Source organism: Marinobacter sp. LM1 (assembly GCF_042763285.1).
GTDB classification, from domain to species: domain Bacteria; phylum Pseudomonadota; class Gammaproteobacteria; order Pseudomonadales; family Oleiphilaceae; genus Marinobacter; species Marinobacter nauticus.
In genome coordinates this window covers 3,077,614-3,089,718 of the sequence record NZ_CP114373.1, presented here as the reverse complement: position 1 = coordinate 3,089,718, position 12,105 = coordinate 3,077,614, and the positions used below count along the sequence as shown (strand labels likewise).

The 12,105-nt window shown below is 58.3% G+C and carries 9 protein-coding genes; 4 read left to right on the top strand and 5 right to left on the bottom strand.

From position 1 onward, the window contains the following. Positions 1-64: 64 nt before the first annotated feature. The 5 genes from OZ656_RS14385 to OZ656_RS14365 form a co-directional block, all read right to left on the bottom strand. The gene (locus OZ656_RS14385; RefSeq protein ID WP_379944676.1) at positions 65-889 is read right to left on the bottom strand and encodes an enoyl-CoA hydratase/isomerase family protein; all 825 of its coding nucleotides are present in this window, start codon (positions 887-889) and stop codon (positions 65-67) included. 181 nt (positions 890-1,070) lie between these two features. Next, entirely contained in the window at positions 1,071-2,231 is a 1,161-nt protein-coding gene (gene atuD, locus OZ656_RS14380) for a citronellyl-CoA dehydrogenase (RefSeq protein WP_014422173.1), read from the bottom strand. Positions 2,232-2,261: 30 nt separating this feature from the next. Then, a complete protein-coding gene (locus tag OZ656_RS14375) occupies positions 2,262-3,878 on the bottom strand; it encodes an acyl-CoA carboxylase subunit beta (RefSeq protein ID WP_379944675.1) in 1,617 nt (538 codons plus the stop codon). A 9-nt stretch (positions 3,879-3,887) separates the two neighbouring features. Then, the gene (locus OZ656_RS14370; protein ID WP_379944674.1) at positions 3,888-4,754 is read right to left on the bottom strand and encodes an SDR family oxidoreductase; all 867 of its coding nucleotides are present in this window, start codon (positions 4,752-4,754) and stop codon (positions 3,888-3,890) included. 214 nt (positions 4,755-4,968) lie between these two features. After that, positions 4,969-6,765, bottom strand: coding sequence for an acyclic terpene utilization AtuA family protein (locus OZ656_RS14365; RefSeq protein WP_379944673.1), 1,797 nt, complete (start codon positions 6,763-6,765; stop codon positions 4,969-4,971). A 132-nt stretch (positions 6,766-6,897) separates the two neighbouring features. Here OZ656_RS14365 and OZ656_RS14360 point away from each other — a divergent pair, with 132 nt between their 5' ends. The 4 genes from OZ656_RS14360 to OZ656_RS14345 all read left to right on the top strand — a co-directional run bounded on the left by OZ656_RS14360 (position 6,898) and on the right by OZ656_RS14345 (position 12,027). After that, the gene (locus tag OZ656_RS14360; RefSeq protein ID WP_183576517.1) at positions 6,898-7,527 is read left to right on the top strand and encodes a TetR/AcrR family transcriptional regulator; all 630 of its coding nucleotides are present in this window, start codon (positions 6,898-6,900) and stop codon (positions 7,525-7,527) included. A gap of 294 nt (positions 7,528-7,821) precedes the next feature. Beyond that, positions 7,822-8,886: a hypothetical protein gene (locus tag OZ656_RS14355; protein WP_199452358.1), complete on the top strand. Its 1,065-nt coding sequence runs from the start codon at positions 7,822-7,824 to the stop codon at positions 8,884-8,886. A gap of 63 nt (positions 8,887-8,949) precedes the next feature. Further along, complete coding sequence (locus tag OZ656_RS14350; protein ID WP_022991428.1) at positions 8,950-9,960, top strand: putative solute-binding protein; 1,011 nt, start codon at positions 8,950-8,952, stop codon at positions 9,958-9,960. 15 nt (positions 9,961-9,975) lie between these two features. Then, positions 9,976-12,027 (top strand): TRAP transporter large permease subunit, encoded by a 2,052-nt coding sequence (locus OZ656_RS14345; protein WP_114434156.1) that lies wholly within the window; start codon positions 9,976-9,978, stop codon positions 12,025-12,027. Positions 12,028-12,105 lie beyond the last annotated feature (78 nt).

The following is a 12,105-nucleotide window of genomic DNA, read 5'->3' as shown; positions in this document are numbered from 1 at the left end:
CCCGCTGACTTTGTTCGTGCCTGCAGACATGCTTTTTAAGCGGTCTACTGCTTGTGGTTGTTGATTAGGTGTCGTTGCCTGCCCACTTTGGCTCACGCTTTTGCATGAACGCCATCGTGCCTTCCGTGCCCTCGGGCCCCCGGATGGCGGCCGCGAATTTTTCAGCGGCGTCATCGAGTAAACCGGCCATGGCTTCATGTCCCACCCGATGCAGTAAGGCCTTGGTTTCTGCCGTGGCGTCGGGGGCGCACAGGCGTACCCGTTCCAGAGCCTGGTTCAGCATGTCGCTTAGCTGTTCTTCGGATTCCGCAACCTGGTGAACGATGCCGAGTTTGCAGGCTTCCGTTGCGTCGATTCTCAAACCTAGCAGCGCCAATCGACGGGCCTGGGTCAGGCCGATGCGTTCGACAACGAACGGGGCGATCTGGGCCGGGATGACGCCGAGGGTGGTTTCCGGCATACCGAATTTGGCAGTCGGGCCGGCGATGGCCAGGTCGGAGACGCAGGCCAGGCCGAAGCCGCCGCCCATGACGGCGCCTTCGGTGATGGCGATGACGACTTTGGAGGATTCGTTGACTTGCTGGATCATCTGGCCGAAGGCGCGGTTGAGTTTGTAGAACGGGTCGTCGCGGCCTTCGCCGGCTTTCTGGCTCCGGGCGCCGGCCATGTCTTTGATATCGCCGCCGGCGCAGAAGTGTCCACCTGCGCCGCGGATGACGGCGGCGCGGATGCTGGTGTCGTTTTCGATCTCGCTGAAGATGGTGGACAGTTCAGCGACCATCTGCAGACTCATAGCGTTGCGGACGTCCGGGCGGTTGATGGTGATGAACAGGGTAGGGCCCTGTTTTTCGAGAATCAGGGTTTCGCAATGTGGTAGCTGCTGTTCCATAAAAGGACTCCACGTAAAATGTTTGGGGCTATGAGGCGGGGATCCCTTTTCGGGACCGTTGAGGGCCATGGACGGCCCGAAACGAGCCCACATGGATGTGCTTGTAGGCGTGTCCCGAAAAGGGATCCCCGCCTCATGGCCCTCCACCAAGCCCTGCCTGCCCACAAGGCCTTGCACAGCGTCAGTCGCGTTTCTTTCCAGGCAAGGTGCCCATCAGCTTGCAGATGATGCCCAGCATGATTTCGTCGGCACCGCCGCCGATGGAGACCAACCGCACATCGCGGTAAGCCCGAGACAGGGGGTTGTCCCACATGTAACCGTTGCCACCCCAGAACTGCAGGCAAGCATCGGTCACTTCGCGACCCAGACGCCCGGCCTTCAGTTTCGCCATCGACGCCAGCTTGGTGACATCTTTGCCCTCAACGTGCAGCTCACAGGCCTGATAAGTCAGCGCGCGCAGCGCCTCGATTTCGGTCTGTAACTCCGCCAGGCGGAAATGAATGTACTGGTTGTCGATCAGCGGCTGGCCAAAGGTCTTGCGCTCGCGGCAGTATTCAATGGTCTGCGTGACACAGTTTTCCAGGGCCTTGATTACGTTGGCGGCCCCCCACATGCGCTCCTCCTGGAACTGCAGCATCTGCATCATAAAGCCGGTGCCTTCTGCGCCGATGCGGTTGCGTTGGGGAATTCGCACGTCGTCCAGAAACACCTGGGCGGTTTCTGATGAGCGCATGCCCAGCTTGTTCAGGTGCGGGCTGAAGGTGATGCCCGGTGTGTTCATGGGCACGATCATAAGGGTTTTATTCTTGTGGGGTTTGTCGTCGCTGGTGTTGGCCAGCAGACACATGAAATCCGCTTTCGGGGAGTTGGTGATCCACATCTTGGAGCCGTTGATGACGTAGTCATCGCCGTCTTTCTTAGCCGTGGTTTTCAGGCCGGCCACATCGGAGCCTGCGCCCACTTCACTCACACCGATACAGCCCACCATATCGCCGGCAATAGCCGGGGCCAGGAAATCCCGTTTCAATTCATCGGAACCGAAGCGCGCAATCGCGGGGGTACACATGTCGGTCTGTACGCCCACGGCTAGCGGAACACCGCCGCACTTGGCCATGCCCAGTTCTTCAGCAGCCACGAGGTTGTAGCTGTAATCCAGACCCATGCCGCCGTATTCCTCCGGCTTCTGAATGCCCAGCAGGCCCAGGTTGCCGAGTTTCTTGAACAGATCGTGAATGGGAAACTCGCCGGCTTCCTCCCATTCATCGCAGTGCGGATTGATTTCCTTTTCGACAAAATCGCGGACGGTCTTTCTGAGGGCTTCGTGTTCGGCTGTGAATTTCATTGTTGTTCTCCCGATAAATCAGTGTGGAAATCAGAAACGGGCGACGCCGTAAACGTTGGGTCGCAGTGGTCGTTGTTCGGCTTCACGGCAAACCGACAGCACCATGGCCAAGACACGGCGGGTATCCCGCGGGTCGATCAGGCCGTCGTCCCAGAGTCTGGCAGTGCCGTACAGGGCGGTGGAGCCGTCTTCCAGCTTTTTGGCGGTCGCCTGTTCCAGGAACGACAGAGTCTTTTCGTCCGGCTCGATGCCGCTTTTGCGTTGTTTTTCTTCAGCCACGATGCGCATGACTTTACCGGCCTGGGCAGGGCCCATGACGGCGGTGCGGCTGTTGGGCCAGGCGAAGATGAATCTCGGGTCCAGGCCTCGGCCGCACATGGCGTAGTTGCCGGCGCCGTAGGAACCGCCCACCACCACGGCGAGTTTTGGTACCCGGCAGTTGGCCACGGCCTGAATCATCTTCGACCCGTGTTTGATGATGCCATTCTGTTCGGAGTGGGTGCCGACCATGAATCCGGTGGTGTTATGCAGAAACAGAATAGGCGTGCCTGCCTGATCGCAAAGCTGGATAAACTGCGCAGCTTTGGTGGAGCCGGCAGGGGTGATCGGGCCGTTGTTGCCGATAATGCCTACGCTGTGACCTTGAATACGGATGGTGCCGCACACCGTCTGGCTGTCGTAGTCGTTCTTGAAATCCAGGAACCGGGAGCCATCGGCGATGCGGGCCAGGATCTCTCGCACGTCATAGGGCTTCTTGGCGTCGGAAGGAATCACGCCCAGCAGCTCGTCCGCCGGATACAGCGGCTCATCCCACTGTGGTTCCTGGCGTAGCGGCAGGTTTTCGTTCCAGGGCAGGGCGCCCAGAATCTCCCGGGCCTGCCGGATGCCATCAGCATCGTCTTCCGCCAGGTATTCGGCGGTGCCGGCAACGGTGGCGTGCATTTCTGCTCCACCCAGTTCCTCATCGGTGGCGACCTCACCGGTCGCGGCTTTTAAAAGCGGCGGGCCGGCCAGGAACATCTTCGCCTGCTCGCGTACGGTAATTACGTAATCCGACAGGCCCGGCTGATAGGCCCCGCCGGCAGTGGCGTTGCCATGGACGACGGTTACCTGTGGAATACCGGCTGCAGACATCCGGGCCTGGTTCGCAAAGCCCCGGGCGCCAAGCACGAAGATATCGGTGGCATAGTTAAGGTTGGCGCCGCCGGATTCAGACAAGGACACCACAGGCAGCTTGTTCTCCATGGCGATCTGCTGCAGGCGCAGGGTCTTGTCCAGACCGGCGGGGGTAATGGTTCCGCCCTTGATGGCGCTGTTGCTTGCGACCACCAGGCAGCGTACTCCGGCTACTCTGCCTATGCCGGCAATAATACCGCCGCCAGCCATGGAACCGTCTTTGTCATCGTGCATCTTGTAACCGGCCAGTGAACACAGCTCCAGAAACTCACTGCCACGATCCAGCAGCCGATTGATACGATCCCGCGGTAGCAGCTTGCCCCGCTTGGTAAACTTCTCCCGGGCCGATTCCGCCAGGTCCAGAACCTTCTGCTCCACATCCCGGAAAGTCGAGATATGCGCTTCCATGGCCTCGACATTGGCCCGGAATTCGTCGGACTGGGGGCTTATTGTTGTTTCCAGTACCTGCATGGGAAATCCTTAGTCGTCACTCAACACTTTCGGCGTTACCGCCCGATGGAAACCGTTGTAGGGCTCGTTATTCTCCGCCTTCGGCATCGGCCACACACGCCCACCCTGGGATGCCGCACCGTCAATCCGCAGACAATCGCCACTGATAAACGCCGCCCCCGGGCTAAGCAGGAAACAGATCGCCGAACTCACTTCGGATTCCGTCCCCATCCGCTTGATCGGCACCGCATCCGCCAGGCTACGAATCCACGACTTCATATGGGCCGGGTAGTTATCCATCCCACTGGACGCAATCCACCCCGGCGCCACCGCATTCACCCGAACCCCAGACGGCGCCCATTCGACCGCGGCCGTCTGGGTAAAATTCACCATACCGGCCCGTGCGGCCCCTGAGTGGCCCATGCCAGGCATGCCACCCCACATATCCGCCACAATGTTCACAATCGAACCGCCGGTTTTACTCAGGGCCTGGGTATAGGCCTCCCGGGAAATCAGAAAACCCCCGGTCAGGTTCGTGCGCACCACGGTTTCCCACCCCTTCTGGTTAATGCCTGTTAACGGAGACGCAAACTGCCCGCCGGCATTGTTCACCACCCCGTTCAGACCGCCGTGGGTCTCAATAATGGCCTTCACCGTGGTCTTGACCGACTCCTCCTCGCGAATATCGCAGGCATGGGCGCTGGCAATACCGCCGTCTTCCTCAATTTCGGCCTTAACCGCGTCTACCTTCTCCTGCTTACGACCCACCAGCGCAACCCGGGCACCGAGCGCCGCCAGTTCGTGAGCCGTGCAGCGGCCAATCCCCGAACCGCCACCGGTGACAATAAAAACCTGGCCTTCAAACAAGCCCGGGCGAAGAACAGACTGATAACTCATAAACAATTCCCTATAGAAATGCGTCGAATCCAAGAAATAGCCTGGGGCGCCTCGCTGGGGGGAAGCCTTTCCAGAACTGTGCGCAGCAGGGATGCTGCGCTCAAGCCCCCATGGATGGGTTTACGGCGTGTTCTGGAAAGGCTTCCCCCCAGCGGGGTGCAGGCACCAAGGTTTGATACCGGTGGCGATTGATTCAAAGCTGCCATCACAACACTCATTTCGACACCAGATTCGAAGGCACAGGCACCGGAAACTCCAGCAACTGCTGAGCAAACGCCTTACCCTGCGGATCAATCCGAAGCGACGCCACACCGCCGCCACCTAGACTGTGCTCCAGCAAGAAATTGAACGCATGCAACCCAGGCATAGACCAGCGAGTCACCTTGCCGGACTCAGGATTCAGCGTATGAGCCATCCACTCGGCCACCGCCTGTTCCGTTAACGCAGCCTCAATATAAGGAACATACTCTCGATCCCGCGCGATCACCCCGATATTGCTGTGATCGCCCTTATCCCCGGACCGCGCCCAAGCCAGCTTGAGCAGCGGCACTGTGGTATCCGTTGCCACCTCCATCCGGGACTCCGGCTCAGCCGCGAGATCGCCCGGATTGAAACCACCTTCGGTCGCTACCTCCACCTCAGACTTCTCACTTGCCAGATCCACCGAAACCGCCACCTCCGATTTCGGTACCAGACAGGAATACAAACGAATCTTCGGCCACACGGTTGGCCGACCGCCGACAATACCGGTGATGCCAGGCGCCATACCGGTAGCGGCCTGGGCAATTTCCCTGGAAAACAGTACCAGGGCTTCTTTCTTCGGATGGGCGGTGGCAATCTTCACCACCACTTCCCGGCATTGGTCGCCCTTGCCATGGGGGCCATAGGTAGTCTCGGTGCCCAGCAATTCGATACTGGTTTCGGAATAATCCGGCAGGCCGCGCTCGGCAAACATCGCTGACGTCCTGGCCAGAATAGCTTGCGCCACTCGTTGTGCTTTGGCGCGGGCATCAAGGCCGGCCAGCAGGAACGTCACCGTGCACTTGAATCCATCTGGCCAGGTGCCTGACACCTTGTAGCTGTCCGTCGGCGGCACTCCCCTGGCACCGGAAACCCGGACCTGGTCCTTGCCGATTTCCTCCAGTGTCACCTGAGTGAAATCGCAGGTTACATCTGGCAGCAGGTAAGCCCGTGGGTCGCTAATCTCATACACCAGTTGCTCGCCCACAGTGCCCCGGCTGACCATGCCGCCGGTGCCCTCGGGTTTGGTCATCACAAAATCGCCAGAGGCGCTGACCTCGGCGATGGGAAAACCCATATTGGCGTAGCCATCAGCCACCTGTTCCCAGTCGGTGAAATTACCGCCGGTAGACTGGGCGCCGCATTCCAGCAAGTGCCCGGCCAGGCTGCCCTGAGCCAGTTTGTCGTAGTCGTTCCAGCGCCAGCCGAATTCATGCACCAGCGGCGCCAGCACCAGCGCACTGTCTGCGACACGGCCGGTGATAATGATGTCGGCACCCTGTTCCAGGGCCGCCACCAGGCCGGGCGCACCCAGATAGGCGTTCAGGCTCACCATCATGGCGGGGAAGGGCTGACCGGTGGTCATTTCAGTAATGCCGGCATCGGCCAGCTTTTTCTTTTTCATCAACAGATCATCGCCGAGCACCAGCGCAATCTTCAGATCGACGCCGGCCTTTTCACACAGGGCCTGCAGAGCATCGCGGCAAGCCACCGGGTTTACTCCACCGGCATTGGCCAGAACCCGGATGCCTTTATCCTTTATCTCGCCGAGCAGAGGCGCCATCACCGTCTGCACAAAATCCCGGGCGTAGCCCTGAGTCGGGTCTTTCATCTTCTGGCCGGCCATGATCGACATGGTGATCTCGGCCAGGTAATCGGCGACCAGGTAATCAATATTGCCCTGGCGTACCAGTTGGGCAGCGGCTGTTTCGGTATCGCCCCAGAAAGCGGCGGAGCAACCGATACGGATGGTTTTGTTGGCGTCTGACATGTTCTTGGCCTTGTTCTGATACCCGCACTGGCGAGAGGTTATCCAACGATCGAAACGACAATACCAAGCAAGCGCTTGGTTTGTAAACAGGCAAATCTCGGGTAGAATAAAAAGTCCCAGCAAGACAACCGGATGGCCTTTGTGAACCAGAACCCAATCCTGCAATCCCTCATTGCCGAGCAACTTGTGTCTGATCCCTCCAGCGCCCGCGGGCGCCTGTTAAACGAAGCAGCAAGACTGTTCAGGGATAAAGGCTACGAGCGCACGACGGTGCGGGATCTGGCGGCGGCTGTGGGTATTCAGTCAGGGAGCTTGTTCCACCATTTCCGCACCAAAGAGGAAATTCTCAAGGCGGTGATGGTCGAGACCATTCGGCTGAATACCGCCTTGATGCAGGCCGCTGCCGACCAGGCGGATTCAGCGAGAGAAAAACTGCGGGCGCTGATAAGGGCGGAACTGGAGTCGATTAACGGCCAGACCGGAGAGGCCATGGCGGTGTTGGTGTATGAGTGGCGCAGTCTTTCGGAAAGCTCCCAGGCTGAAGTGCTGGAGTTGCGGGATATCTATGAAGACCTGTGGTTGTCTACGCTCCAACAGCTGTCGAAGGAACACCAGCTTGGAGCGGACCCTTTCATTACCCGAAGAATGTTGACCGGCGCCCTGAGCTGGACGGTCACCTGGTATCGCCCGGAACGGGGTGGTCTGACCCTCGATGGACTGACCGATCAGGTGATGGCGATGCTGGGTCTTGATCAATGTTAATGTGCACAAGTCACAAAGTGGCACGCTTGTTCCGAAATGCGCTACATATTTAACTCATTGTTATAAATCAATAAATAATAAAATAATTCGATTCATCCCGGGCCATTGGCCTGATCGGCATGTCGGTTTCGGCAATAAAGCCATTTCTGTCTGACAATATTCCTCGCATTCTTGCTCTCGTTCGAGCTCTGGCCAGAGGTATCCGGAGCTGGTTCACGGATTGACGAGAATTAAATGTGATAAGAATTTCTCGCACTCCCTTACATACAAAAACAATGTCAGACAGGTCGAATTATGATCTCCTCAATGGTCTCTCAAGCGCGTCGGTTCTCGGCTCGTGTTCGCCAGGCAATGCTGGGAAGTTCGGTACTGCTGCTGGCCGGATGTTCTGCCAACCCTATCTACACCACCACCGGCATCGTGTTGTCGAACTACTCGGAGTCCGAGGCAACCCCCTACGTTATGCAGATGTCCGATCCGGGCATGGCCTGTGCGCTGGGTGAGGGCACGGATCCACTGGTTTACTCGTTTTCGAGAGTCACTGATGCACCGGACTCAACCGGTTCCCTGCTCATGCTGCTGGCGGCGAATTGCATGGAATACCGGGCCTGGGAGGCTGAACTGGCTTATCTGCGGGCGGAATACCGTGGCGATGTTCCCGCCGCCAAAGATGCCCGGGAAGTCTCCAAAAGACTCTACGCGCGCACCGCTGAGCGCCGCTACGAAGCCTTCAAGCGTGCCATGGCCGCCTACGATTTTGACCCGGCAGCCGAACCTCTGGAATGCCCGTTCCTTTTCAGTGATCAGGACGAACTCACGTTCCTGCTCGGGCTGCTAACGGGGATGCAGGGCATTGTGAACGACTCCAACTCCGGCGCCCTGGCGGGTGTGCCTCGCAACATTGCGCCCCAGGCCGAGCGTGCCGCCCAGTGCGTGGATAATGAAAAATGGGGCGGTTTGCCCAACGCCGTTCGCGCCCTCGTCTGGTTACTGTTGCCTGACACCCGACCGGACCTGTCTCCAGACCCCTGGCAGGTGATGGAAAACAGCGCAGAGCTGAGTGTTGAGTCCGGTATCCGTGCCTCTTACGCCGTTCAGGTAGTCGCTGCGGAAACCTTTGGGCGACCGCAGGTGCTGGCACAGGCCATTTCGGAATTCGCAGAGGCTGAAGAGCGCATCGAGGTTTGGGAAGAATATCGGCTTGTGGACGAAGTGGCCCGCAGGATTGTCCAGTTCGCATCGGACAAACACTGGAGCGCCAACTACGGCCACCGCACACCACGGACCTTCTTCGGCAAGATGAGTCCGGAGCGCAATACCGAGAACGTTGAAACCATGGATCTGGAAGGCCTGCTCTGAGGCTGGCCTTTCAGTTATCTATGACTTAAAGATCAAAAACACAAGAATGACCCGGAGGTCGTCATGATTCGCAAATCCCTTGCAGCCTTGTCTCTTGCCATTGTCGCACCACTGGCATCTGCCCAGTCGGTTTCCATGTGTGTGTTTGATGTCATCGGCGCTAACGGCGACGTCTACAACATGGTCAAGGACTACGCTCTGGAAATGAAAGCCCATGGGGTCGATTTCCAACTCAAGCCCTACACTGATGAAGGCGTGGCCATTGGCGACTTCAACGCGGGCCAGTGCGATGCCGTCGCCGCGACCGACATCCGTATTCGCCCATTCAATCGTTTTACCGGAAGCATCAGTGCCGTCGGTGCCCTGCCAAGTTACGACGACCTGAAAACCCTGCTGGCCACCCTGGCACAGCCCAAGGCAGCGTCCCTCATGAAGGACGGTGGCTATGAGGTACTGGGCATTGTACCGGCGGGTGCCGGTTATCTGTTTGTGAATGATCGCAGCATTGATACAGCGGGCGAACTGGCCGGAAAGCGTATTGCCACCCTGGACTACCAGAAAGACGCCATTCACATGGTGAACTATGTAAAAGCGACGGTGGTTCCCTCTGATATCACCAACTTTGCTGGCAAGTTCAACAATGGGTCGGTCGATACTGCCTATGCGCCTGCGTTCGCCTACCAGGCTCTGGAGCTGTACAAAGGGATCGGCGACAAGGGTGGCATTGTCGACTACCCGCTTGCCCAGCTGACCATTCAGATCATTGCCCGTGATGGCGTGATCGAAGACGACACGGCCCAGAAGGCCCGGGAAGTTGCCTGGGGCATGTACCCACAGGCAATGAATCTGATTAAAAGCCAGGAAAACGGGATTCCTGACGAGCAGTGGATACGGATCCCGGAAAAGGACATCGTTGGTTACCAGGAGATGTTCCGCCAGAACCGTCTGGAAATGCGCGATGGGGTTGACGGAGCTCCCAACGTTTATCACCCGAAAATGCTGAGCCTGCTCAGCAAGATCCGATGTGCCAGCAATCCCGGCGCCTCCGAGTGTACAGCGGAAAACCGGGAATAAGCGGAGAGCCTGACCATGAACTGGCGCGCAATGACTGCAACCGGCGTAAGAACGTTGTATCCCATGCACAGACTGCATGGGATGATTCTGCTGCTGTTGCTTCTGGCCACCCTGCTGCTGGGGATGGGCAACTCGCTCCACTCCCGGTTGCTATGGGTCGGCGAGCAGGTATGGCCTAACTATTACCTGCTCAATCCGGATGCAACAGAGCCTACCTGCAACCTTTTCATGGACATTGATAAAGAGGTAGAGCGACGGGTCCAGGCCTATAAGCCAGACCCGGACGACCTGTTCAGTTCGCCGCCGGATCCCCAGGCTATCCGGCAGTCCCTGCAGAGTAACCTGGCGCTGTGTGAGCAGCGCCACCTGCAGTTTGCCGAAAACCAGAAACACGCCACCTGGGCGCTCGGTGTCTACAAGGCTGTAGAGCAGGGTTTGGCCGACTTCCTGCTCGATAACATAGACCTGACTAAGTTCCTGTTTATCGGCATGTTTGCTCTGGCTGCCGCCATTGCCGCAATGGATGCCGACCACATTGCTTTGCGTCTGCCCCGCAATCGGGCGGAGTGGCGTTTAAGCCAGGGCGTGCAGTTCGTCATCAACGGCCTGATGGTGCTGTCATTGAACGCTTACATGGGCCGGCTGGCTCAGTCTCCGGGGTCTGAGGCGAACATTGTCCTGCAGTACGCCTGGGCAGGCGTGTTCGGGCTGTTCATGATCATCAATGCTTTTCGCTTCGTCTATGTGCCGGAGCGAATGAGGGCGGGCAGTCTGGCGCTGGCTTCCGGCCTTGTGGTGCCGCTGTATTGCACCATGGGCTTCATTGCCATGAGCTATTTTTTCTTTGTGGATGGCTACTCCTCCGGGCTGGCAATCTACTTCGGCATGATGTCGAACCTGTCCTCCATGTTCATCAACATCGGACTGTACGTGCTGGTGGGCATGATGCTCAAACAGACCCGGGTTCCAGAGCTGTTGCTGAACTTGGTGAAGCCCTTCAATCTGCCTGCACCCTTGCTGGCTTCGGTAATCATCTTTGCCACTGCCTTCCCGACAGCATTTACCGGAGCCTCCGGCATTTTCATTCTGGCCGTGGGCGGGGTTGTCTACGACGAGCTTCGGCGGGCCGGGGCAGGGCGTCAATTGTCACTGGCCACGACCGCCATGTCGGGCAGCCTTGGGGTGGTGCTCAATCCCTGCCTGCTGATTGTGGTGGTTGCCGCACTGAACAAGGAAGTGACCACCACCGAAATGTATGGATGGGGGTTCTGGGTGTTCATCATGTCGGCCACCCTGTTCTCCTTTGTGGTGTGTAAGACCGAAGGCAACTGGAGACCAAGGCCGGCCCCGGGTGCATTCCGCGCGGCCGTCATGGAGCTGCGACCGTTGTTGCCTTATGCACTGACGGCAACGGCAGTGATCCTGGCCATCTGGGCGATCCTGGGGCTTCAATTCAACGAGTACAGTGCGCCTTTGATTTTGCCGCTGGTAATGCTGGCGCTGGTTGCCCTGGACGCCGGCCGGAATAGCCGTGACGAAGGCCAGAGCCGTACCAGTGCGTTTTTCTCCCGAAGCACAGCGGCTGCCAGCGATTCGGCTGTGCACATTGGCGCACTACTGGCGCTGATTGGTTTCTCGATTTGCCTGGGCGGTATTCTTGAGCGTTCTGATATTGTTCATGCCCTGTTCCCGGAGGATCTGACCAGCCCCTGGATTGCCATGCTGGTAATCGTGGTCATGCTGACGGTGATCGGGATGGTGATGGATCCGTTCGGTGCCGTCATACTGGTTTCCGCCACTATTGCCCAACCGGCCCTACAGATTGGCATTGATCCACTGCATTTCTGGATCGTCTGCCTGGTGGCATTTGAACTTGGCTATCTCAGCCCGCCGGTTGCCCTGAATCACCTGCTGACCCGGCAGGTGGTGGGTGAAACCGAAGTGCTGGCAGCGGAACGTACCGGCACCTTCTGGCACCGCTATGAGAGATTGTTGCTGCCGCTGGTTGTGATGATTCCCACGCTTCTGCTGGTGGCCTTTGTGCCCATGCTTTTCTACGCTTTGTAAGGCCAGGAGAAGCGAAGTACTATGAAAGAACCCGCGATGCCAAGGCCCGCGGGTTTTTTCATGGGGCCCGTGAAGGTC

Bases quoted from the DNA above. Each gene is read 5' to 3' on its own strand.
- OZ656_RS14385 (WP_379944676.1), bottom strand. From the start codon at position 889: ATGGAACAGCAGCTACCACATTGCGAAACCCTGATTCTCGAAAAACAG.
- atuD (WP_014422173.1), bottom strand. From the start codon at position 2,231: ATGAAATTCACAGCCGAACACGAAGCCCTCAGAAAGACCGTCCGCGAT.
- OZ656_RS14375 (WP_379944675.1), bottom strand. From the start codon at position 3,878: ATGCAGGTACTGGAAACAACAATAAGCCCCCAGTCCGACGAATTCCGG.
- OZ656_RS14370 (WP_379944674.1), bottom strand. From the start codon at position 4,754: ATGAGTTATCAGTCTGTTCTTCGCCCGGGCTTGTTTGAAGGCCAGGTT.
- OZ656_RS14365 (WP_379944673.1), bottom strand. From the start codon at position 6,765: ATGTCAGACGCCAACAAAACCATCCGTATCGGTTGCTCCGCCGCTTTC.
- OZ656_RS14360 (WP_183576517.1), top strand. From the start codon at position 6,898: ATGGCCTTTGTGAACCAGAACCCAATCCTGCAATCCCTCATTGCCGAG.
- OZ656_RS14355 (WP_199452358.1), top strand. From the start codon at position 7,822: ATGATCTCCTCAATGGTCTCTCAAGCGCGTCGGTTCTCGGCTCGTGTT.
- OZ656_RS14350 (WP_022991428.1), top strand. From the start codon at position 8,950: ATGATTCGCAAATCCCTTGCAGCCTTGTCTCTTGCCATTGTCGCACCA.
- OZ656_RS14345 (WP_114434156.1), top strand. From the start codon at position 9,976: ATGAACTGGCGCGCAATGACTGCAACCGGCGTAAGAACGTTGTATCCC.